Source organism: Pseudomonas sp. PvP009 (assembly GCF_017832995.1).
Classification (GTDB): Bacteria; Pseudomonadota; Gammaproteobacteria; order Pseudomonadales; family Pseudomonadaceae; genus Aquipseudomonas; species Aquipseudomonas syringae.
Window position 1 is genome coordinate 4,086,144 of the sequence record NZ_JAFIBG010000001.1, and the last position, 21,672, is coordinate 4,107,815.

Below are 21,672 nucleotides of genomic sequence, written 5' to 3' on the forward strand. Positions count from 1 at the left end.
GCTTTTTAAATTTTATGCGTTGTCGCTATAGTGAATTCGATCTCTCAGATACGCCAGTGCAAACCTAAAGCGTTACAGACGAAAATCCAAACTACAACCGGGAGACTAACCCTTAAGCGCCCGTGCAAAGTTTTTACCGCCGGGAACATCAGATGCTGTTTCAGAAAGCATTACCCGAGTTTGAGGGTCGTGGGACAGGGCAATAAAACTTTCGATAGGCCAATGATTTTTAATATATGCATTTAGAACCATCAATCTTAATCGCAGCCCTAAGTCCCAGTTGGAAAACCAACCTGACTTAGGTAACCAAGAATCCAAAATTTCGCAGGCTTTTCCGTGTAGACAGTTGTCCATGAGTTTTTCATGAACTGATTCAAAAAGCAACTCGACTCCTTTCTGTCCAGTGGCACTCGAAACTAGGGAAAGAACCAATAATGAACTGTTGAAAATGTCATCACGCTCGCCATTTAAGTCGATGGTAGCCCTTGAAAGAGCAACAACCCATGGCTCTGAGCCTACTGACAGAACCGCTTGGGAAGACAACCCCAGAAGCTGAAGAAAATCATACAACGTGCTTTTATGCGAGACAGCCCCCAAGACTTCGCTTGTCAAGAGTAGCTCTGGGCGACGGACCAATTCTGCACGCCACGCTTTTGCGCATGCAGCGCTGTTTTTATTCTCAGCCTTTATAACCTGCTTCGCTGCACGCAGTGGGAAGTAATTGAATATGGGTACAATCAGCTTCTCACTCCCCCTATGTATCAGGGATTGAATAAAGTCATCCAGCCTGGAATCCCGTTCATCGAAGAGGGATAGCTTGCTAGCTAAGTTTTCATCTTCTAGCTCAAGCGCACCAGTTTCAAATAACAGTTCTGGCCGCTCATCAAGCATACGGCCCTGCAGATCTGCAAAGTGTCGAGTCAACTCCCAAAACTCTGCAGAAGATATATTATCAGTCACGGATTTTAATATCTCGCTTTCGATGGGACCGTTTTTACTGGCAGATAGCTCCGCGAGCTCAAGCAATTGTTGAGAACAACTAGCCCAAAGCTCTTTAATACGCCTGACACCTTCAATAGAAGGATCTGGCAAAGATGGAATCTTGTTTTGCTGAACCCATCGACGTATTAGCGCAGGTTGCGCTGCAGGCATCAAAACACCATTTAAAAGGTCCAATTTAAGATCAAGTGCATCTTCCAGGTTCGGAAAATTCCTCTTCAACAGCTCACCTATTTTCTCCCCATCTACACTAGACATTCGAGTGGAATCGAGCCACAACTCAACAAGGGGTTTGAAAGAGCTTTTCTGCCGTCTGACGTCCAGCCCATAATGCCAAAGAAACTTACGTAGCTCTCCTCTTGAGAACTCCACTAAATCTTTACATGCTGCGGTCACCCACTCTGGATAGCGATCGCTAAGAGCACCTAGTGATTCTAGCGGGCTCTCGATTGAGGCCGTTATATCAAAACGAGCACTACCGATAGAAGAGGTGCTGCGGACTGCAGCAGTCTGAAAACGGAAATTCCTCCTCAGTCGCGGCCACTGTTGTGACCAAACGGCAAAAAGTGGTATATCCAGATCATCGGGCGCTGCTACATGAATTGATGAGTCTCCCCGGCCATACAGCGCATTGATTAATTTTTTGACCATATTATCGCTGGGGAGATTCGTAAGTTCACAAATTGGAATATCGCGGCTATGAAGCGCGTCGTTATATCGACCGAAATCTATACTTCCCCGTGGCCGTGAGAACAATCGCTGCAGTTTGGACAAATGATCTAATGATTCAAGAAGTGAGGGCTCAATTAACAAGGCATGTGTCCACACACATCCCGGCCGTGACATCTCAGGCGCTGTCCATGTGCGCATAAGCACATAGCGTCCTATGCTAGGCGCCGGAATCCCTGTCCAATAACCTTCAGATACCCCAAACATGGTGTTGGGCGCAAGATCGCTGAGCTCGGTGAGCAGGGATAACTCCCCTCCCAATGAAAGCGAAGATGACAGGAGTTTATGCCCATCGTCGTAGCCAAAGAGACATTGATCAATTTTCATTTTATAGCCGACATCAACCAGACCAAGGGTAAGGTAAGATCGTGCCCATCACCCTCTGGACCGACGATAGAGATTCGTCTGCTTGACTGGGGAAGCTTAGCCGCTGCATCAACGGCATCAGCATTTCGGAGATCAACTCCTTGGGCCGAGACTCCGTAAATCTCATGCTCAAAATATACATTATTAGTTTTCAAATATTGGTTGACTAATGGCATGTGACAGGCAAGCCAATCACGCGGAGTCATATTCATGCCCCTAGCCAAATCCCACGCTGAAATCATAATTGCGACACGCCTGCGGCGCTGAGTAAAGGGACTGCGCTGTAGATCGCTTAGTATTTGTACAATCTTTACCTGCCTTGGCAGATCTTCTCGCCGCCAAGCACGCCCATGGCCTGCTGGGCTAGCTCCAGAATTTCCGCTCTCATCATTTCTTTCCGCAGTTTGAGTTTGATCAGCATCTATGGGTGTCTCAGTCCCTGCAAACCCCAGTCGTGCATTTAACTCTGCAAGCGAAAGAAAATCCTCATACGTATTTGCAGTGATGAAGAACAAAACGCCATCATCTGCCGACACAGCATCAACAAACTCAGACCGACAACGACGCTCAATCACCTGCCTATCAAACACCTCGCCAGCAACATCAGGGAAGAATGCAATGCCACGTTCTCCGGTTTTTTGGTTGCGAAGGCCGATAGAGACATCGACCTCTTCTCCGTAGGTAGTTCGGGGCACGTGTTGAAATGTACGCCATGCCTCCGATATTTTGTTAAGGTATTTCAGATTACCTCTGTAACCATCAAGCGCTAAATTGCAGTCGGTGTCTCCAGCCTCAACCAGGTGCCAAAGAGCAGCTAGAAAGGTAGTTTTTCCCGACTCAGGTAGCCCCATCACAACAAATTTTGCGTTCATTACAGAGCTCTTCGTAATATCAAGCGATCAAACTCATCAGTTAACTCAGGTAGAGCCGGTTCGACCAGTTCGACTATGGGGGACGGCTCTAGCCAGCTGCGAAACAACGGTGCAATTCCAGTTCCTGCGGGTAGCCCTCCAGAAGGATCGCGAGCAGCTGTACGAAAAGACTCAACTCTGTATATTTCCCCAAACAGAGTCCGCATTTGATTCTCAAAGCCATCTAGAGCAGCACGCGCGTCGACAGCATCATCCCCATCTAATAAATCGTATTTCGTGGTCACAAATTGAAGTTTAACACCTGGCCTGATTGTGCCGGTCTCGATAAGAGCACGCACGATACTTCGCGCGGACGCAAACACTTCGGTTCGTTTCCGGTCGTTTAATATTCGTTCCCCGTCTACTACGAACGCGATTGCTTTGGCTAGTTGTAACTCCAACATCTCTGTGGCGCGAGCAGGAATATCTCTAACGTCACGATAAGTTTCGCCAGCGCGCTCTGAGATGAGCAAGTCTGTACGACTTTGAAGATTTTCTAGGTCCGCTACTGCAAGGTGGAAGAATCTGAGACCATCGCGGGCAGAAGTCCGAGGAGTATCCGGACGCTCTGCGCCCGATTCGGCACGGGATTGGAAATTTTTCATCTCAAAGCCAGACAAACTCCAACTTCCGGAGAAGCATGTGCCTGCAAAGGTTCCACGAAGAAACCTTTCATAAATCTCAGAGATTAACGTGGTCTTTCCGCCATTGCGCTCACCGACCACCGCGACAATCGAAGCAGCACGCCACCTCAGAAATTCGTTGGCGGTTTCAGCTGTCAACAGCTCAGAAGAAGGAAGCTGTATCCAATCGCTATCGGTGTCAGACGGTTCGTTGCCTTGAGACTGCTCAAAAACATCAATGTCCTCGTCCACATCCTCCAGCGCATCGACCTCGTCATGTTGGTCCATTACAGTAATTGTCCTAAGAGATGTTCATGGTACAGCTGGACGGCGAGCGAAATTGGCTCGAGCTCGATAGACGCATCAACGCCTGTCAAGGTTTTGAATCTTTGATGCCATGCCCCCTTCCCAAGAGTTCGAGCCAAATCGATGGCACTTGAAACGGGGGTAATTCTTGCCGGGAGTTCAGTACTGATCTCAAGGTTATTTAGGTCGCTCTGATCGAAGCTTTCAAGCGTCGCCAGCAACGACTTCGCCGATGGCGCTTTTTGTTTTTTTGAAGATGCGATGACTCGCTCAAGCATCGCAGGCGCCGCAATTGGGCCGAGTAGCGTAAAGGTTGTCAGGTTAGCTAGATCTACCGCGCCCACTAGCGCTGCTTGATAAGAATCTAGGCAGCTAAATCCTCGACAAAGAGACCTACTATGACCACCAAAAATCCACCACAGCATTTGGGATTCTTCGCGCATGAGCTTTACATGCCTATCAAGTTCAACAAGGGCACTAGTTGTCTGAGTAGCGTTAGATTTTACAAGTAACTGCGTCTCAGACCTCATGTCGCTCAGCACAGACAACAGTCCAGCCCAATCATTTATTGCCACCCCCTCCAATTGCTCCCCTAACGCTTTAGCGGGTGTAGGAGCGGTGATAGCAGTGGTAATTTTTTTCGGAGTACGATTGGCAACTGAAAATTTTGCGAGGGCGTCCTTCGCGACCGTAATCAACCAGTCAGCTTGAGCCGGACGAAACTTCCCAGCTACATGTGTGGTGTTTACAGCTAAAATTGCTCGAGCGTTGCCTTTGCTAATCAATTGGTCGAGTGCAATTGCCGCAAGAATGCAAGCTTCACGCGCCCCAGTCATAAGGCTAAATGTCGGATCGTCCTGGGCTACTTCGTCCCGGAACCAGCTCAAATCTATATCCGGTATTTCATAATAAGCTCCGACCAGGTCAAAAATACGTGCTGGTGTCGTGCCAGCCACAATGCGTTTGATTGACTCGCCCCGAGCATTAATGATCGGGCCAGTTGTTACCAAACCAGCCTCGGCGTACCGGTCCGCAAGTGTAGGTTGACTCATATTCCTTTATTTCATCCTTGTTCGGCGGAGTATACTGCGTCACGAAGGGCGTCAAGCTGACAACGCTCGTGCGCGCGAATAATGACAAGCCGGAATCGTTCATGGTCCGGAAGACGCATATCACTTTCTTGCAAAAGGTCAAGCCGACCAGCAATTTCAGACTTTTTGTTGAAAGACAGGCGATAAAAACGCAGTCCCAGGTCTCGGAGAGTATCCATGACGTCACCTTCCCCCACTGGAATTGCCTCCGATTCGATCGTGGAGGGAGTTCGCATGTCAGGAACGCTCGCTGGAGCGGCAGGCGGTCGCCAACTCCCTAGTGTTAGGGTATGGGCAAAATAATCAACGCCCATCTTGTCTCTTTTAGCAAAAAAACCATCTGGACCAGTCTGCCAAACTCTGACGTGCGCTTTGATGTCCAGCATTCTGCCTGTCGCCCTTGTCTGAACGGCTAATTCGACTAGATTGTAGCCCGGCTCCCAGCCTTGCTCGTGTCGGTCAGGGTTGGCAGCGCTTGCGGTTAGCCTGAAGTAGTCACGGTTCATCTCTACTCGATTGGTATGAACATGACCGAACATTTGCAGGCAAGCCACATGATTTAGATGATCTTCCAGCTCCCTCGCCTGAGCCAGCCAAGATAAATGATGATGCGCGATTACTAGGTTGACTACACCCGTCTCACGGGGAATCTGCATCGAAGCTGTGTCTACGAACAAACTTCTAGGTTGATCCCGGCTGCTTGATACGAACGAGGTATTCAGCCCCCAGAGGCGAAGGGTAGAACCATCATTCATCTTCAAGTCGCGTTTAGCGCGAGTTCTCTCAGGTGGAAGCAGGCTGCAAAAAAACTGACCTGCGAACTGGTTGTAATTATCCAGACTCCGATAAAGCAAGTTGCATGCTTCCGGATCTCTGAGCTGCCTAGTGATTTCAGCCGCAGGGTTGTCAGAACGCTTAATGCTTTCGTGAACCATCTGAACAAGATTGTGATCTGCAGATGAACGAACCACATCATGATTTCCAGGGACGACGAAAACAGCTGACGTCGGGCACCCGCAGGCATTACAAAGGTCCCGAAGCCAGTTGGTGGCGAAGGTGAACTCATCTGGATCCCCTGCAAAGGCGACGTCCCCAGAAATAACGATGGCGTCAGGGGGACCGAGACGATCACATTGTTCAACCACGTCAAGGACCAGCTCATGCCGAAGATGGAAATTCGGGTCTTGCACGGTTCCGACTTCTTGCTTGCGGAAATGGATGTCGGATAGATGAAGTATCAGCAAAATGCCACTCCCTGTGTTTTTTGTATCCTATGCCATGTCCATCCCAATAGAAATAGTCAGATAGAACGCTAATCACAATGGGTGACCTATCCATCTGAGTTCTAGGGACTGGGGTAATAGATCACTGGCGCGTGTGAGGTCAAATCGCACGTACGCAAACCCCAACCGTTCCGATAACGGTTGCTTAATGAAGACCGTTGATTAATCGCGTTTTCTGTACCTGACACCACCTGCAGGTACTGCCTCATGCCCCCATCCAGACCCTATAGCTTCAGTTGCAAAAACCGCGTGGCCTTCCTGATCTTGATTGCGGCCCCACAGGTGCCCCTCGCGAACGCGGAAACGTGGATCATTACTGACCGGAACCACCCAGTTCAGGCACCTGCACATGTCCGGGTGATCCTCCTGGACGAATCAGAACGACTTGAGGCCAAGCTATCTGAAGGACTGCCGGCAAATCAGCAACAAGCCATATCGATCATGCATAAACGCCTCAAAAGCAATGACGCGCAGCGCTTGCAACGAGATCTGGCTTTAGCTCAACAAGACCTCGTAGACGCTTGGAGCATGGGGGTAACTAAGGTGCCTGCAGTGGTGGTCGACCGCAAGTTTGTTGTGTACGGGGAAACCAACGCTACGGCAGCCGAAAATCGCATTGCCCATTGGCGCGCCGCCGCCAAACCTCAGAACGCATCTGGCCAGGGAGACGCCCCGCGATGAACCTGCGAAAGCCTCCAGCCTGGGCAGCCTTGGCCTTGTCGATCTCAACCTGGCCGGCAGCAGCGGGCACGGTGACATCTGCCACCCTGGTCGCCTCAACCCTGTCGCCTGACTGCCTGGAGTATAAGGTGGTCGGAATCTGCTACTGGCTGCTCTGCACCCCGTTTGGATGCAAGGTAAAGACGTCGACCAAGGTTCGTCACTTCGTTCCAGACGCCGTGGTCTCAAGCTACTCGAATACCGGTGAAAACCCGTGGATTGAGGTCTCTTCGTTGAGCTCATCAACTTCGTTTGCCCAGGACGGCGGTGACGGAACCACCAATCACAACAATGAAGATAGCCTGGCTAAATTCAAAAACGCTGACGTCATAGGCCACCCCGGAGGAGCAACATTCAGTAAGTTTGCCAGCGCCTCGGGCTATGCCTGCCAGGGTGCTGCCACGCCCTACATGCCCTACCTGCTGAGCACTTTGGACACTGTCGCCTGGCGTTACGGCGTTCCAGAATCTGCGTATCCGGAAGCTCTGATTCCCGGCCGGCGAGAGGTGGGTGGCCTCACCTCAGGGGACATGTGGGGAAGCGTCTACCCTCGCAGTGGCTTTATCCATCAAGCCGACGATTATAAGGCAGCATCCGTGATCGCGCAGCGTGCCGGTGATGTGGTCACTCGCAGCGGTCAGGTCCACGTCTATCAACCGCTTCTGGCACAGCCGCAGCCAGGCTACTGGCCGGCAGGAGAATTGATCGAGACCGACGCTACCACCGGTAAGTGGCAAGAGCTCACGCCGACCCTCAGTCAAAGCTGCGCGGTATTTCCAAACTCCCAACCCCGTGTGCAGGCAACCGATGGTGGTTACGCCTGGGCGTTATGGCGCCCGTATTCCTGCTGCAAGCGGGAAGGACAAACCTTTCTTGGCAGTACGGACTTTCAATGATGATCAAGAGGACTTCAACTATGCGCCGCGCTGCCTTTCTGACTATTGCATTCATGAGCACTCTGACAGCCCACAGTGCTTTCGCTGAGACCCCGGGAATCAATGCAAGCTCGTCAGGCAGTGTGATCGGTGACGATGTGCTGTACAGCGTTGGCGGCGGCAACGCAGTGACGATGGGTACGGCGGGGAATATGGATAGCATCAACATCGGCGGAGGTTGGAACAGCAACCTGGTCTGCGGAAACATGAGCATGAACAACACGCTCCAGAATCAGTTGAATGGAGCAACTTCTGGATTTCAGACGATCATGGGGTCGATGATTTCTAACGCAACCAGCGCCGTTTCATCACTGCCAGGACTGATTATTCAGCGTGCTAACCCGGCTTTGTACAACCTCCTCACAAACGGCATTCTGCAAGGTCGTCTTGACTTCGACCGCTCCAAAGGCACATGCCGCGCCATTGCCGACAAGATGCTCGATGTCGCTGGAGGTCAGATGGGCTGGAACAAGATCGCCGAAGGCCAGGCTATGAGTCAGGCGGTGAAAAACGGGAACACAGATGCTGTCTCAGCCGTTGCGCAGGTCGAAAAACAAGGAGGGAATGACGGGATCACGTGGCTCGGAGGAAATAAGGCCGGCGGATCTGGCCAGCAACCTATTAAGGTCGTAGGCGACGTTACTCGCGCGGGATACAACTTGCTGAACGGACGCAGTGCTGCCGATACATCCTCCATTAGTCCTTCGGCCTGCAACAACGGCATGGTGTGTTCCACCTGGTCCTCACCTCAGGCAGCTACCACGTTCGCCAACCGGGTACTGGGAGAGCAACAACAACGCACTTGTGAGGATTGCACCAAAACAACCTCCACTGCCGGCGTTGGCCTCACACCTCTCATACAGGAATCCTACGACTCCAAGCTCAAGGCGCTGCAGGAATTGATCTCGGGCAGCAAGGCCCTCACTTCAGAAAACTTGACTGCAGCGAGCAGCGATTCTCTGCCTGTTACCCGTGGAGTGGTCGAGGCACTCAGGACTGAGCATGACCAGGACATTCTCGCAAAACGTCTTGCTTCAGAGGTAGCGTTATCTGAGGTTCTCGGCAAAGCGCTACTGCTTCAGCGCACTATGTTCACCGGCAGCAAAGAACCGAACATTGCCGCCAACGATGTGGCCCTGCAGGCGGTCAGTCAGCAGAACAGCAGCCTGCAACAGGAAATTGATAACCTCAAGACCGAGTTGGATATGCGTCGCAGCTTGGCCAGCAACTCACCGACAGCCATCCTACAGAGGGCTCAGAGCCGCAAGGACAGCTCCAAAGGCATCTTTCAAGGGGATCCAACGCCCGACCGCCTCGATCAGCTGCAGAACCCTGAGAAAGGTAACTGATCATGAGTTCATTGCCGGTTGCCAAGGGATGGCTACGTAGGGGCGCAAAGGCGCTAGTGTCGTTCACCTGGCCGGTCTTGCTGACCATTGTTCTGGCTGTGATTTTCATGACAGCCATCGTACATTTCTTTGGAGATATTGAGCAGTTCAGGGAATGGCAAAAAGCGCACTACAACTACATGCTGGCCTGGCGGCTGTCGCTTTATGCGGCGATAGGGCTCGGCTGGTACATGCTAAGGCGCACCCTTAAACAGCGAGCATTAGACACTAATCTATTCCCCTCGGGACTTCGTCGCTGCGAGGTCATGGCCATCTTCGTCATCCTCCTTTTCGAGCTTCGGCGCGCCGCCAATGTAGCGGGAGTTGACCTGCCATGATCTTGCACACGAATGACTACCTTGAGTATTACCTGACGCTGGTCGGATGGCTCATCAACGGCGGCATCTGGAACATGATCGAGGACAGCGGACTCTTCGCAGCCCCCTTTGCCGCCATTGTCATCAGCGAATGGCTCAGAGCCCGCGGTGAGGGAGCTGATGAGGGCAACAAGGGCGTCCTCTCGTTGGCCCGAGTAGAAAACCGGTTCTACACGGCAATCCTAGTCATCATCCTGGCTTGCATGCCTCTGGTGAACGTCAGCATCGATACCATCCAGTTCGACCGAAGCCGCTCTGATCAATGCCAATACTCGATACCTAATCCAGCTGACACAGGCTGGGAAACCTCCTTCAGTACGCTGAACGGCAAAAGCGCCACCGTGCCCGTCTGGTGGCTATTTGTGCATGCGATGTCCAAGGCAGCAACTGCAGCCTCAGTTGCAGCTATTCCCTGTGGAGTGGACTTGCAACAGGTCCGGATGGACGTCAACAAGGCTCGTATTAACGACCCGCTGCTTGCCCAGGAGGTCGCTGACTTCACGAACAATTGCTACGCACGTGCGCGCGCAAAGCTGTTCATGACCCAGCCTACCCTCAGCAATGATCAACTCAACGACGTCAACTGGATCGGTTCGCACTTCTTTCTGCAAACATCCGGCTATTACAGCGATGGTTTCTCTGGGTTCAGGTCACACACTCCCCGAACCAAATGGCCCTATGACGCAACCCGGGACGCGGGCCTGCCACAAACCACTGGTGGTGGTGGGTTTCCTACATGCACTCAATGGTGGTCGGATGAAAGCGTCGGGCTCAGAACCAGGCTGCTGGAACAGGTCAGTCCAGATCTGCTGAGCAAGCTTGCTCAGTGGGCAAAATTCATGACCCAGACCGAAGTGAGCGACTCGGTCATCCGGGATCTGGTCTCTCCGAGGAAGCAGCAACTGACCCAGGGTCAGGTTTATTCAGACTATGGCGGTCAAGTCGGTGGCTCTGTGCTAAATGACTTCACACGCCTTGCAGCTACAGCTGGTCAGGCAGCAGGATCTCTTGTGATGTATCCAGCCATGGACAGTGTAAGGCAAGCAGCGCCCATGGTGATGGCCTTCCTAAAGATGGCTCTCATCATCAGCATTCCATTTGTCATGGTAATCGGAATGTTTGATCTGAAGGTCGTGATGACGATTACTTTTGCGGCGTTCGCTTTGATCTTTGTCGACTTCTGGTTCCAGCTGGCCCGCTGGGTGGACAGCACGATTCTAGACGCCCTTTATGGAAACGGGATCGGCAGCAACGTCCCCCACTCCAATTTTGACCCAGTGTTTGGGGCCAGCAATGCCCAAGGAGACTTACTGCTGGACTTTGTGATGGGCGCAATGTTTATAGCACTTCCGGGGTTTTGGGTAGTCGCGCTGGGCTGGAGCGGGATGCAACTTGGTTCACTCATGACAGGACTTACCATCGGCACCAACGGGGCTAAAGATGCAGGAGGTAAAGGCGCTGATGTCGCAATTGGAATCGCGAAGGGAAGGATTTAAAATCTTGGACGTGAGACTGGTGTTGATCAGGTCCAATGATCAACACCGGGATCAATCTACGCGGACATCGTCTACGTATAGACCGCACCCTTCATACCCATCCTGCAGCTCAGCGTTGGAAGACTTCGTCTGCAAGGATCCGGACCCTGAGATAGATCCTCTACTGCCAGAGAGCAAAGCGAATGCAACAGACACCATTGCAAGCAATCCTGCGGCGTAAAGAAGCCCCCATGCTGCGAATCCTACAGTGAGCACCATTGCTGAAGCGCGAGCGGCCCACTTTACTGGAGTCAAGATTGCATTAGGTACACCGGCTCGAACCAATGTGGTCCATATAGCTTTTTCAGTATGAAGAATCCCACCCACGCCTCGGCCGAGCACATGCCCTACGCGCATTGCAGCACTACCGTTTTTGCCAGCGTTTGTGGTCATAGCCCACCCCTTGAACCAGTCATAGAACATATCGTTCTGACATCATTTATAGACCTATCCCATCTTATATTCAACCTACTTCCCCTTAGAAATCAACCTCCCGGCGAATAGCCGACCAACTGATACAAACCGTTCAGATGTTCGGTTCGACAGTGTTTTCGAATGAAATACTGTCACAGTAATCCAAGTGCATCCGCGCCTTGATCCCTAACTTTACTGGAGATTTCCGCCAATTTCTGCCTGCGGATAACGTCCGCTTTGGGTCGATTGCAGCCCTTCGCGACAGGCAGTTATCGATCTCAAAGGGACACCGGAGCAGGTTTTCTACCAGCAGTGGGTTTGGAGGTGTGTATTGTTGAATTTGCCGTTACCCTTTTGGACATCACGCAATAAGGACTTGCACATGAATGTCGGAATGGCTCATGCGATTGAGGCCGCAGAAAGCGAGTATTTGTGTGCCCGCGTCGAGAGTTTGTCTCGGATAAGTGGAAACCCTTTTGGTGCTCGTGTGTTTTTCAACGAAGCTTTTCCATGCTTTCAGGTGAAGGCATCACCTAGCCCGATGCTCAATCGCATCTACGGCGATAGTACCGACAGCCCCAAGTCACTATTGAGCTTGCTCAAGGAATCAGCAGCCTATTCGACAGTAACGCCTCTTATCGGAAAGGCCTCGACTTTGGAACAGTACGCTTTGGTGGGTGAGAAGCGGCTGGAGCGTCTGAGGGGGTGGACGCATCTGCAACTCGCGTGCACCATCGAAAATGTGGTCTTGAATCACCACTCATTCGAAATCGAAGAAGCCACCTCACAAACGCTTCCTGAGTTCGCAGCCGTGCATGCGAGTGGATTTCATACCAAGCCAGAGCATCTTCAGTTGAGCCAGGCTTCGTTCGCAGGACTGATGTCAAATGATCGTCTGAAAATCTACGTCCTTAAAGTTGATGGAAAGGTCGTGTCAGGAGCGTTGATGTACTTGGCCTGCAATGGAGTTGCCTACCTAGGGACGGCTGCCACCCGAAAAAATGCACGAGGCCAAGGCTACCATGGAGCCCTGATATCTCATCGGATAGAGCAAGCAAAAAAACACGGCAGTCTTGTGATCGCCGCAACCGCGCTTCCCAGCTCGCAAAGTCGCCGAAATTTGCAGCTTACAGGGCTAGCGACATCCCACGCTCAAGCGCTATATCGCCTGGTAGATAGCTGAAGTCTGCTCTTGGCCGAAGCCCTCTGTGAGGCCCGGTACAGAACGCCTGAGTCGCAAAGGAGCTTTATACCGCCATGGAAATTCAGCAAATAAAGCAGCTCTTGGCCCGTCCCGCTGTAAAGTTCAGCGCCGGTGGCTTCCGCCCTGCCGGTACTGACGAAGAAAGCTGGCTAGGTCGCATCTTTCTGTTTCGTCCTGATGAAGATGTACCGACCAATCAAGCCGGGCAACCGATGCTTCCCTATGCACAGTTCTATCTGCCCAGCCTGCCCTTTACCAGCCCGTTACTGACAGGAATCAGTGTACTGACGGTGTTTATTTCAAACCCGTTTCCCGAGCATTTTGAGCCGATGGGACAAAACTGGGTCATCCGTGAATATGGGCCAGAGGACGTGTTGGTACGCAAGGCATTGCCCGTGGAAGGGTCGTTCCTCAAACCCTTCCCACTAAACGCAGAGTTGGTGGCGGAGGACTTTCCGCTGTGGGATGGCGGTGGTGTCCCGGCGGACCTTGAGCAAGAGATATTGAAGCTGGAAAGCAAGGGCGCGATACAAAGCTATTACGACCTTATCACCCACACCTACGAACATAAAATCGGCGGCTACCCCTCGTTTTGCCAATCAGGGGTTGATCCCGGTGAAGGCTTCAAATTTGTGTTCCAGATTTCGTCGGATGCGAAGATCAACCTGAACGTAATCGACAGCGGCAGCCTGATGTTCTGGAAGCATGTCGAAACGGGGAAGTGGGCGCTTTATTATGATTTTTACTAAAGGCAGGTAAGCAGTTCCCTTAGGCGATGAGGTCAGTGATGGCAGCTATGGGTCGCATAGCGACGGTATCCCTCCCGCCGCCAGCATAGGCAGAAACCGGCCAAAAGCAGACGTGATGGCGTTTGTGTAGTATCTGCCACTCTTCCCACCTGTATGAGATACACGATGTCTGGCCGCTACTCTCCGTCCCCATCAAGGGCTGTACAAGACCTTCAAAACGCACGCTCGCTTTTGGGAAAGCGCCTGAGCGAGCTGCTGCACGACCAGTATTATTTCAACGACGAGAAAGAACTGGGAGACATAGGTTCTCTAGAGTGGCATTTTGGCGAGCGAGAAGTTTTATCAATGTATCTCTTGAGTGACGGCGAGAGAGTAGGCGCGGACTGGTTGCCGTCCGATACGCCAACGGCTTTCGAGATAGAGCCGAACGCGACCTGCTCTTGGAAAAGGGAGAACCTGCTCGCAGGTTTATCAGCAACGCACCTTGGGAACACAAAAATTTGCGCAGTCGAGGGAATTCTTGACTCTTTCAGCGGACACGAGCCTTGGTTGGCCGGATTCAGAGTTACGTTCGAGACTGGTGACTTCTTGATTTACCTTAATCAAGGCGACGATGCCGTCGTGTTGATTAATGCCCTACCGCCAGTAAACGTGGGCCTCGAAACGCGCTTCGTTACCTCAATTTGATGAAAGCTTTGGGTCGAAAGGCGTCTTTCGGTAACGACATTGGGACCTCGCTACGCCGCGCGCGGACTGGGTAGCAGCGTGGAGATGGGAATCGCCTGAGTCGTTGCGCGTTTGGCAGGTCATCGCCATTCTGGAAGCGACCATTTTAGGGGAGATTGAAGTGGACATTGACCGTCTGTTAAAAAAGCGGCAAGTGAACGTGCAAGAGCAAAATGCTCTTGTGGCCCACAGGCTCATGCTAACCGCCAAAGTTTGGTTGGCCAGAGGTATTCCACTCGCCTTAAAAAACTATGGCGAGTCAAAAGGCATTATATGGTCAGAAACCGTCGTACTCGACCTTGAAGTCGACTTTCCCGGAATGCCAAGCCTTTATGGTCTTTTGCTCACTCACACAGAGCGGTTCCTAGAGTTTGAAATTGAAACCGATAGCTCTCATAGGTACGTGGAATCGGTGATTCAGTGGGAGGATGTTTCTGCTAATCAAGACTACGCGCCCCGCAAGCGTGGCACTGGAAAGGGCTTCGCAGCAATTGCTCTCCAGATGAGACGCGAAATTCTATGCGGCTTGTAGGTGTGAATCGCAGAAGCTGAAATCCCATTGTTGATCTGAAGCCGCTTTGGGCCGACTGCTTCCAGCAACTGGTGTCCGCTTTGGGTCGACTCCTGCCGGTCAAGGCGCGCCCATTGCGCGGGTCAGATCCGATGCAAACAATTGGTCAAGTCGAATGCAAATGGGTGGTCAAGTCCATGCGATTACGCACGTTACAGAGCTACTAGAGACTTTTCACCTCCCACAGCTGATCGAGCCTGGTCGTATAACTTTGACTCATCAGTACGCGACGCATAGCCCACTCCGGATTGGAAGGAACACTCCCAGCTCGTAAAGTCCCTCTGCCCCAGCGTGTATTGATCTCGTCCAGGACTCCCATCACCTTCTCTGAAGATGCCGGCTGCGAAGCTGCGAACATGTCATCCGTAAATTCGCCAGGCTGTCTCAGATCCAGCAACAGAACCTCAGCTTTGCTGTACTTGAACCCTGGTCGAAACAAACTATTCACTGCCTCAGTCGCCGCCCTGGTCATCAAGCGCACGTCGTTGGTGGGGTATGGCAATTCAACCAAAGCGCCGTTGGCGTACTTGGCTTCTTCCGGATTGAACATGCCGGTACGGATGCTGACGCGGATCTTCTTGCACAGCGAGTTTTGAGAACGGAGCTTCTCGGCCGCACGCTGAGTGTAGGTGGCCACCGCCTCTTTGATAGGCTGAATGGTGGTTAGCCGTTTGCCGAACATTCGGCTGCAACAGATCTCCTGCTTGGGTGGTGCAGCTTCGCCCAGCTCCAGGCACGAAGTACCTGCCAGCTCACGTGCGGTCTTTTCAATGACCACGCTGAACCGGTCGCGCAGAGTACGCGGGTCGGCGGTTGTAAGGTCCATTGCGGTGCGGATGTTCATAGCCTCCAGGTGGGCATTCATCTTCTTCCCTACCCCCCAGACCTCTGAGACCGCCGTATTACGCAGTACCCAGTTGCGGTTATGCAGGTCGCAAATGTCTACGACACCGCCTGTATGGGATAGCAGTCTCTTCGCAGTATGATTGGCCAGCTTGGCTAGCGTTTTCGTAGGACCGATGCCAACACCCACAGGAATGCCAGTGCATTTGAGAATGTTCGCCCGGATGCGTCGACCGAACGCTGTGAGATCGCCAGGGACCCCGGTTAGGTCTGCAAACGCCTCATCGATGCTGTAGACCTCGGAGGCTGGCACCATCGACTCGATGATCGACATGACACGCTCGCTCATGTCGCCATAGAGCGCGTAGTTGCTGCTGAACACCTTTATGCCGTTGCGGCGCAACACCTCTTTGATCTGAAAATAGGGAGCCCCCATTTTTACAAACGGCTTGGCATCGTAACTTCGAGCGATGACACAACCGTCGTTATTGCTGAGTACCACGATGGGCGTCTTCTCCAGATCTGGACGAAAAACACGCTCGCAGCTGGCATAGAAGCAGTTGCAATCGATAAGCGCGAAAATGGGCTCACGCTTTTCCATGACGGCGCATGCTGTAGTTCACTACGCCCCAGATGACGAGGTTGTCACCCTCAAGGATGTGCTTGGACGGGTAGGCACTATTTTCGGATTGAAGTTTGACAACCCCATCCATCATGAAGAGCCGCTTGCAAATAGGGTCCGAATTATTGAGGGCTGCAACGACAATCTCACCATGCTCGGCAGTGCGGCTGCGGTCTACGACGATCAGATCCTTATCAAAAATACCTGCCCCAATCATGCTGTCTCCGAGAATTTTCGCCAGATACACATGCGGTGCCCGTACCTCGGCCAGCTCGTCCAGGGACACGTGCTTCTCGATGTAATCGACAGCGGGAGAAGCAAACCCAGCTGGCACCTGAAATGAGTAGAGCGGTAGCTTGATACCCCCTTCAGACAACGGACCAAGAATGACTACGCTCATGATGAAGACCTTTCGATAAGTTATCTGTATAGATATACAGTTAACTCTTCGGCCCGCGCGCGGTCAATCGTACTGAAAGGCATTTTCGACGAGTGACATTAGGGGCGACATCATGTGCGGACGCTACTCGATCTACGAATCCATGGACCACTACCTCAAGGAGCTTGCACCAGAGCAGATCGTGATCAATGGGTACGACCTCCTGCCCATAGAGCGCTACAACGTGGCTCCTAGCACTCGGGTTGAGATCATCCGTCCCACCGAGGAGGGTCTGAGTGTCGACAAGGTTCGTTGGGGGTGGGAGCCTTTCTGGGCGAAAGACAAGCGACCAGCCCCAATCAACGCTCGAGTCGAAACCGTAATGACGGGAAAGTTCTTCAAAGAGCTCTGGCCTACCGGACGGGCAGTTGCCCCAGCGAACGGTTGGTTTGAATGGGTGAAGGACCCGGATGACCCCAAGAAAAAGCAGCCCTACTTCATCCGTCTCAAGAGTAAAAAGCCTATGTTCTTCGCGGCATTGGCTCAGGTCCACAGAGGGCTTGAGCCCCATGATGGCGACGGGTTTGTCATCATCACGTCGGCAAGCGACTCGGGAATGGTCGACATTCATGATCGCCGCCCGGTGGTACTGACGGCAGAAGATGCGCGGGCATGGCTTGATTCCGAAACTACACCGCAGAAAGCCGAAGCTTTGGCAAAAGAGCACTGCAGGATTGTTGACGATTTTGAATGGTTCCCGGTTGATCGCGCAGTGGGGAACGTGCGGAATCAAGGACCGGAGCTCATCCAGCCCGTTGAGCTTTGACTGCCCCACGCCTTTGACTTCGACCCGACCAACGGCTGTCCGTATTCGTCTGCCCCCTGTAGTCCGCACCGAAAGGGCGAAATGGACTGAAGCAAATGGCAAAGCGAAGGGTTTGAATGGAATGGGGGAATAAGGGTAAGTGCCTTACCCGAAAAGGCCGGCGAGTCCGCCGGAAATGGATGACGAAAGGGTTCGAAAGCGGCCTCCATAAAAATGTATTTCAAAAAAATGTTACTTAACAGGTACTTGGAGACTACATTTTTCGACGCAAGCGTGGCAACATCCGATTACTGGCACTGTTTGGATCCCAACCAATCAAGTGACAGCTTGTGTATATAACCTTTCCAGGATGGATATAGGTTTCGACTTGTCACGCTGAGCCATATAAAGCAAAAGGCCCACCAATGACTTCATCATGGGTGCCTACATGCTTAGTTTCTTCACGCGAAGAAAAGTGTCTCCGATCTCGTCCAATACTGCTGCAGGCTTTTTCAAACCAGAATCTCCCGACGCGTTGCTGTCGACTTCCCGACGGCGCCAGTTGATTGAAAACATCTGGCAGCGGACCTCTCTGCCCCGTGAGCAGTTCGAGACGCTTTACATGCAGGCATTCAAGAGCTACGCAGCCTTGGTGCAGCATCTCCCTGCCTCTGAGAATCATCACCATGCATATCATGGTGGCATGCTGGATCACGGTCTTGAGATCGTCGCCTACGCGCTGAAGATACGGCAAATGTATCTGCTCCCCATCGGAGCACCGCCCGAGTCGCAGGCGGCCCAGTCAGAAGCATGGTCTGCAGCATCCGCCTATGGTGCGCTCGTCCACGACCTGGGCAAGATTGCGGTAGACGTCAAGGTTGAACTCGCAGATGGCACTATCTGGCATCCATGGCACGGGCCTCTGGATCAGCCATACCGATTCAAGTACGTGAAAGGTCGAGACTATCGGTTGCATGGAGCCGCTTCGTCGCTGATCTACTCCAATGTGATTCCGGCGAAGGCATTGGACTGGCTCAGCGGGTTTCCCGAGCTCTGGTCTCAACTCGTGTTCGCGTTCGCAGGTCAATATGAGCATGCCGATATCCTTGGTGAAATTGTCTCCCAAGCTGACCAGGCTTCCGTGGCACAGGAACTCGGAGGCAATCCAGGCCGAGCTATGTCAGCGCCCAAGCAGTCTATCCAACGGCAGCTGGCTGAAGGCCTGAGAATGCTCATTGCGGATAAATTCAAGTTGAACCAGCCCGACGGTCCCTCAGACGGATGGCTGACCCAGGAAGGCTTGTGGCTTGTCAGCAAGCCGGCCGTAGATCAGCTCAGAGCTCTTCTACTGTCTCAGGGTATCGAACACATCCCCTCATCCAACGCCCCGATGTTCAACCTGCTCCAGGATCAGGCGATCATTCAGCCCAACGGAGAGGGAAAAGCCATTTGGAAGGCCAGCATCGACAATGGTCGCGGCTGGAAGAACACGTTCACGGTACTGAAAATAGCGCCGGCGCTGATTTGGCCGAACACCACTGATAGGCCTGAGACCTATACCGGCACTCTGACAGTGGAATCTGCACCAGCGGCAGATGAAAACGAGCCAGCTCCTGCTGGAGGCGAAGAGTCTCAACCCGTGAACAGCAAAAATACGCCTGCAGTATCAGCAGCGCCCCCGACACCTAAGCAAGCGCCTGCTGCAGCAAAAGATTTTGATGCACTGGACGAGCTGCTCGATCTGTTCCCCGACCCGGTAGCGACAGCACCGACTCAACCAGCACCCGAGCCGTTAGACGATGATGATCAGATTCCCTTTTTGCCCCCTCCTCCGGCAGCTACCAGTCTTAGCCAACCTCGGCAGCTAGTGGGTATCAAGGCAACGAACGACAAAGCTCCGGTCGAAGAGCCGGCAAAAGTCTCGCCGGAAGGTAGCTCAAGCCACGGCTTGAATTTCCTCACCTGGCTGAAGGGGGGCGTGATCTCCCACAGGATCATCATCAATGACGCCAAGGCTCGTGTGCATACCGTGGATGGCACTGCGTTCCTGGTTAGCCCGGACATATTCAAACGTTACGCACTTGAGCACCCAGACATAGAGCGTGAGGCTAAAGAGCGGGATCTGGAAGCTTGGCAGGTCGTTCAGCGTTCTTTTGAGAAACTGAAAAAACATCGCAAGACTGGCGCAGGCCTGAACATCTGGACATGCCTGGTCAAAGGACCACGAAAAAGCAAGCAACTGCGGGGCTATCTGCTCATAGAGCCTACCGACGTTTTCAGCGAGGTGCCCTATGACAACCCGGTCATCAGCTTGGCAGAATTGGTAGACAAGGACACATCTGAATGAAACCGATGACGCTTCCGGAACTGACCCAGGAGTACATCCTCACCCATGACCTTCGTCCTGACACAGTAAAGATTTACAGAGCGGCTACAAAAGCGTACGTGAACTTTTTTGGCGAATGCCTAGCCTGCGAAACCACTCATCGAGACATGCTCGAATGGCGCCGATCAGAACTGGCACGGATCTCCAAGCGGAGCTGGAATACTTACTCAAGCCATCTGCGTACGGTGTACAGGTACGCAATGGAGCACGGGCTTGTCGAGCTGAAAGTGAATCCGCTAAAGGATACCCGTGTCATGCCTACCAAACGTCCGAAGAAGACGATTGGCAACGACGTCATTGTTCGGGCACGCAACTGGCTAAGGTTTCTCGTACAAGAGGAACTATCGACTGGAAAACGATCAGAGATCACTCCGGCATGGTTCTGGCTGGCAGTGTTTGAAACCTTCTATTACACAGGCATAAGACTCAACGCGTTGCTGTGCTTAAGGTACCAAAACGTAGATCTGGGACAGAGACTGATAAGAGTGAGGGGAGAAACAGAGAAAACGCACCGGGAGTTTATGATTCCGATACCTGATGGACTGATGCCGCATCTAGTGCTGGTGATGGACACAGCCAAGAAGGTTGGCTTTTCTAGTACTGACCAGGTTTTCAATATCAACAGATTCTCTGGTCATTACAAGCGGGAGCATATGAACTCTGATCAGGTGGAGGCCATGTACAAAAAGCTGACCAATATGACTGGCACGCGCATGACACCGCACCGCTTCAGGCACACGATAGCCAGCGAACTGATGAGGCAGCCAGAGCGCAATATTCACATCACAAAGAATCTGCTGAATCATTCAAATATAGCAACGACGATGGAGTACATAGAACCAGACTACGATCTGATGCGAGAAGTTATGAATGAAAGAGGTCAACAACAGGCCAAAATCAATTATCTAGTTAGACCGATAATCCCCAAAAGTTCAGGCCCTGCGGCTGGCAGCGCAGTACCGGGGGTGAGCTTGGTATCCGGGACAGAGCTGCAACCGGCGACGACCGAATCGAGTGAGGCCAAAAAAGCCGACGATACGGCCTCCAATCCCCCTGTAGCGGAGCGTCTCGAACTGATGTCGACCGCACCTTTGGTCAATGTATTAAAATCCACACCAGTTTCTGTTCATAGCGAGCCCGTCACCTCAAACGAGGCCAAAGCGCAGGCATTGAGTTTGATATCGGACGCACCGGAGATGGAATATGAGTTCGGCGAATTGGAGGATATTGCTCGCTGGATCAGGGAAAATGCTGCTGGCGAGATGGTTGTTCAGATTGCAGCCGGAGAAGACATAGGCACAATCAGCGAAGGCAAGGCATCTATTCAATCGCCCGACGGCTATTACAGGATCCCTTGGAGCAGTGGATCTGTAAAGTGAGTCGACGGTGCGGCGGATCCCTAAATGCCATCATCATGAGCGCTCGCCAGAGCATGTATTCAGTTTCAGTAAACGTGCAAGATAGCCGATAACAGCCACGCACTGCGTCAGGATGAAAAAATATGCGTGGCCTCCAGTAGCTCTGAAGCTGCACTCCGCCTTGCAATTTGACATCACGGCTTGCCGGCGCTATGTTTCGCGACAGACGGCTGCTTGTCTGGGTGCGCATCGCGCTCAAACGGTATCGCCTGCCTTCAGCTTCGAAAGACTAGCCAGCTGCCTTACAGATCGTTGCCTCAATGCCGTGACGGAAGCCCAATCAGCTACCCCA

The 21,672-nt window shown here is 52.4% G+C and carries 20 protein-coding genes; 12 read left to right on the forward strand and 8 right to left on the reverse strand.

Going from position 1 to position 21,672, the window contains the following annotated elements; genetic code table 11:
* Positions 1 to 105: 105 nt before the first annotated feature.
* Genes JOE29_RS17455 through JOE29_RS17475 form a run of 5 tightly spaced genes read right to left on the reverse strand, consistent with a single transcriptional unit; the run spans position 106 to position 6,269 of the window.
* On the reverse strand, positions 106 to 2,055 hold the full coding sequence (locus JOE29_RS17455) for a hypothetical protein (RefSeq protein WP_153000351.1): 1,950 nt from the start codon (positions 2,053 to 2,055) through the stop codon (positions 106 to 108).
* Entirely contained in the window at positions 2,052 to 2,966 is a 915-nt protein-coding gene (locus tag JOE29_RS17460; protein WP_080397496.1) for a hypothetical protein, read from the reverse strand. The genes JOE29_RS17455 and JOE29_RS17460 overlap by 4 nt, the downstream gene beginning before the upstream one ends.
* Positions 2,966 to 3,916 (reverse strand): hypothetical protein, encoded by a 951-nt coding sequence (locus tag JOE29_RS17465; RefSeq protein ID WP_058443986.1) that lies wholly within the window; start codon positions 3,914 to 3,916, stop codon positions 2,966 to 2,968. The genes JOE29_RS17460 and JOE29_RS17465 overlap by 1 nt, the downstream gene beginning before the upstream one ends.
* On the reverse strand, positions 3,916 to 4,986 hold the full coding sequence (locus JOE29_RS17470) for a GTPase-associated system all-helical protein GASH (RefSeq protein ID WP_058443984.1): 1,071 nt from the start codon (positions 4,984 to 4,986) through the stop codon (positions 3,916 to 3,918). The genes JOE29_RS17465 and JOE29_RS17470 overlap by 1 nt, the downstream gene beginning before the upstream one ends.
* A gap of 11 nt (positions 4,987 to 4,997) precedes the next feature.
* Positions 4,998 to 6,269, reverse strand: a complete 1,272-nt coding sequence (locus tag JOE29_RS17475; protein WP_058443982.1) for a metallophosphoesterase — start codon at positions 6,267 to 6,269, stop codon at positions 4,998 to 5,000.
* Between the two features lie 246 nt (positions 6,270 to 6,515).
* Here JOE29_RS17475 and JOE29_RS17480 point away from each other — a divergent pair, with 246 nt between their 5' ends.
* The 5 genes from JOE29_RS17480 to JOE29_RS17500 are packed head-to-tail and all read left to right on the forward strand — an operon-like array spanning position 6,516 to position 11,224.
* Positions 6,516 to 6,989: a TIGR03757 family integrating conjugative element protein gene (locus JOE29_RS17480; RefSeq protein ID WP_058443980.1), complete on the forward strand. Its 474-nt coding sequence runs from the start codon at positions 6,516 to 6,518 to the stop codon at positions 6,987 to 6,989.
* Complete coding sequence (locus tag JOE29_RS17485; RefSeq protein ID WP_058443978.1) at positions 6,986 to 7,924, forward strand: TIGR03756 family integrating conjugative element protein; 939 nt, start codon at positions 6,986 to 6,988, stop codon at positions 7,922 to 7,924. Before JOE29_RS17480 ends, JOE29_RS17485 begins: the two co-directional genes overlap by 4 nt.
* On the forward strand, positions 7,921 to 9,312 hold the full coding sequence (locus JOE29_RS17490; RefSeq protein WP_058443976.1) for an integrating conjugative element protein: 1,392 nt from the start codon (positions 7,921 to 7,923) through the stop codon (positions 9,310 to 9,312). The genes JOE29_RS17485 and JOE29_RS17490 overlap by 4 nt, the downstream gene beginning before the upstream one ends.
* A gap of 2 nt (positions 9,313 to 9,314) precedes the next feature.
* On the forward strand, positions 9,315 to 9,689 hold the full coding sequence (locus JOE29_RS17495; RefSeq protein WP_058443974.1) for a hypothetical protein: 375 nt from the start codon (positions 9,315 to 9,317) through the stop codon (positions 9,687 to 9,689).
* The gene (locus JOE29_RS17500; protein WP_058443972.1) at positions 9,686 to 11,224 is read left to right on the forward strand and encodes a conjugal transfer protein TraG N-terminal domain-containing protein; all 1,539 of its coding nucleotides are present in this window, start codon (positions 9,686 to 9,688) and stop codon (positions 11,222 to 11,224) included. The genes JOE29_RS17495 and JOE29_RS17500 overlap by 4 nt, the downstream gene beginning before the upstream one ends.
* Before the next feature lie 51 nt (positions 11,225 to 11,275).
* Here the strand turns inward: JOE29_RS17500 and JOE29_RS17505 are convergent, their stop codons facing one another.
* Positions 11,276 to 11,686, reverse strand: coding sequence for a DUF3742 family protein (locus JOE29_RS17505; RefSeq protein WP_327187176.1), 411 nt, complete (start codon positions 11,684 to 11,686; stop codon positions 11,276 to 11,278).
* A 373-nt stretch (positions 11,687 to 12,059) separates the two neighbouring features.
* Between JOE29_RS17505 and JOE29_RS17510 the strand changes: the two genes are divergently transcribed.
* The 4 genes from JOE29_RS17510 (at position 12,060) to JOE29_RS17525 (ending at position 14,888) form a co-directional block, all read left to right on the forward strand.
* Complete coding sequence (locus JOE29_RS17510) at positions 12,060 to 12,860, forward strand: GNAT family N-acetyltransferase (protein ID WP_058443970.1); 801 nt, start codon at positions 12,060 to 12,062, stop codon at positions 12,858 to 12,860.
* 74 nt (positions 12,861 to 12,934) lie between these two features.
* On the forward strand, positions 12,935 to 13,630 hold the full coding sequence (locus JOE29_RS17515) for a DUF1963 domain-containing protein (protein WP_058443968.1): 696 nt from the start codon (positions 12,935 to 12,937) through the stop codon (positions 13,628 to 13,630).
* A gap of 165 nt (positions 13,631 to 13,795) precedes the next feature.
* On the forward strand, positions 13,796 to 14,317 hold the full coding sequence (locus JOE29_RS17520; protein WP_058443966.1) for a hypothetical protein: 522 nt from the start codon (positions 13,796 to 13,798) through the stop codon (positions 14,315 to 14,317).
* Positions 14,318 to 14,420: 103 nt separating this feature from the next.
* Entirely contained in the window at positions 14,421 to 14,888 is a 468-nt protein-coding gene (locus JOE29_RS17525) for a hypothetical protein (protein ID WP_235592811.1), read from the forward strand.
* Between the two features lie 202 nt (positions 14,889 to 15,090).
* Here the strand turns inward: JOE29_RS17525 and umuC are convergent, their stop codons facing one another.
* Complete coding sequence (gene umuC, locus JOE29_RS17530; protein ID WP_058443964.1) at positions 15,091 to 16,371, reverse strand: translesion error-prone DNA polymerase V subunit UmuC; 1,281 nt, start codon at positions 16,369 to 16,371, stop codon at positions 15,091 to 15,093.
* Positions 16,358 to 16,792, reverse strand: a complete 435-nt coding sequence (locus JOE29_RS17535; protein ID WP_044311809.1) for a S24 family peptidase — start codon at positions 16,790 to 16,792, stop codon at positions 16,358 to 16,360. Before JOE29_RS17535 ends, umuC begins: the two co-directional genes overlap by 14 nt.
* 112 nt (positions 16,793 to 16,904) lie before the next feature.
* On the opposite strand from JOE29_RS17535, the gene JOE29_RS17540 reads away from it, so the two are divergent.
* From JOE29_RS17540 to JOE29_RS17550, 3 genes are all read left to right on the forward strand, one after another.
* Complete coding sequence (locus tag JOE29_RS17540; protein WP_058443963.1) at positions 16,905 to 17,597, forward strand: SOS response-associated peptidase family protein; 693 nt, start codon at positions 16,905 to 16,907, stop codon at positions 17,595 to 17,597.
* A gap of 415 nt (positions 17,598 to 18,012) precedes the next feature.
* A complete protein-coding gene (mobH, locus tag JOE29_RS17545) occupies positions 18,013 to 19,923 on the forward strand; it encodes a MobH family relaxase (RefSeq protein ID WP_058443962.1) in 1,911 nt (636 codons plus the stop codon).
* Complete coding sequence (locus tag JOE29_RS17550) at positions 19,920 to 21,341, forward strand: site-specific integrase (protein WP_058443961.1); 1,422 nt, start codon at positions 19,920 to 19,922, stop codon at positions 21,339 to 21,341. The genes mobH and JOE29_RS17550 overlap by 4 nt, the downstream gene beginning before the upstream one ends.
* Positions 21,342 to 21,672: the final 331 nt, after the last annotated feature.

What these genes read in the sequence shown, in the direction of transcription:
- JOE29_RS17535 (WP_044311809.1), bottom strand. Translation starts at nt 16,792, where the DNA reads ATGAGCGTAGTCATTCTTGGTCCGTTGTCTGAAGGGGGTATCAAGCTA.
- JOE29_RS17485 (WP_058443978.1), top strand. Translation starts at nt 6,986, where the DNA reads ATGAACCTGCGAAAGCCTCCAGCCTGGGCAGCCTTGGCCTTGTCGATC.
- JOE29_RS17540 (WP_058443963.1), top strand. Translation starts at nt 16,905, where the DNA reads ATGTGCGGACGCTACTCGATCTACGAATCCATGGACCACTACCTCAAG.
- JOE29_RS17480 (WP_058443980.1), top strand. Translation starts at nt 6,516, where the DNA reads ATGCCCCCATCCAGACCCTATAGCTTCAGTTGCAAAAACCGCGTGGCC.
- JOE29_RS17495 (WP_058443974.1), top strand. Translation starts at nt 9,315, where the DNA reads ATGAGTTCATTGCCGGTTGCCAAGGGATGGCTACGTAGGGGCGCAAAG.
- JOE29_RS17500 (WP_058443972.1), top strand. Translation starts at nt 9,686, where the DNA reads ATGATCTTGCACACGAATGACTACCTTGAGTATTACCTGACGCTGGTC.
- JOE29_RS17490 (WP_058443976.1), top strand. Translation starts at nt 7,921, where the DNA reads ATGATGATCAAGAGGACTTCAACTATGCGCCGCGCTGCCTTTCTGACT.
- umuC (WP_058443964.1), bottom strand. Translation starts at nt 16,371, where the DNA reads ATGGAAAAGCGTGAGCCCATTTTCGCGCTTATCGATTGCAACTGCTTC.
- JOE29_RS17505 (WP_327187176.1), bottom strand. Translation starts at nt 11,686, where the DNA reads ATGTTCTATGACTGGTTCAAGGGGTGGGCTATGACCACAAACGCTGGC.
- JOE29_RS17550 (WP_058443961.1), top strand. Translation starts at nt 19,920, where the DNA reads ATGAAACCGATGACGCTTCCGGAACTGACCCAGGAGTACATCCTCACC.
- JOE29_RS17455 (WP_153000351.1), bottom strand. Translation starts at nt 2,055, where the DNA reads ATGAAAATTGATCAATGTCTCTTTGGCTACGACGATGGGCATAAACTC.
- JOE29_RS17510 (WP_058443970.1), top strand. Translation starts at nt 12,060, where the DNA reads ATGAATGTCGGAATGGCTCATGCGATTGAGGCCGCAGAAAGCGAGTAT.
- JOE29_RS17465 (WP_058443986.1), bottom strand. Translation starts at nt 3,916, where the DNA reads ATGGACCAACATGACGAGGTCGATGCGCTGGAGGATGTGGACGAGGAC.
- JOE29_RS17460 (WP_080397496.1), bottom strand. Translation starts at nt 2,966, where the DNA reads ATGAACGCAAAATTTGTTGTGATGGGGCTACCTGAGTCGGGAAAAACT.
- JOE29_RS17515 (WP_058443968.1), top strand. Translation starts at nt 12,935, where the DNA reads ATGGAAATTCAGCAAATAAAGCAGCTCTTGGCCCGTCCCGCTGTAAAG.
- JOE29_RS17520 (WP_058443966.1), top strand. Translation starts at nt 13,796, where the DNA reads ATGTCTGGCCGCTACTCTCCGTCCCCATCAAGGGCTGTACAAGACCTT.
- mobH (WP_058443962.1), top strand. Translation starts at nt 18,013, where the DNA reads ATGGGTGCCTACATGCTTAGTTTCTTCACGCGAAGAAAAGTGTCTCCG.
- JOE29_RS17470 (WP_058443984.1), bottom strand. Translation starts at nt 4,986, where the DNA reads ATGAGTCAACCTACACTTGCGGACCGGTACGCCGAGGCTGGTTTGGTA.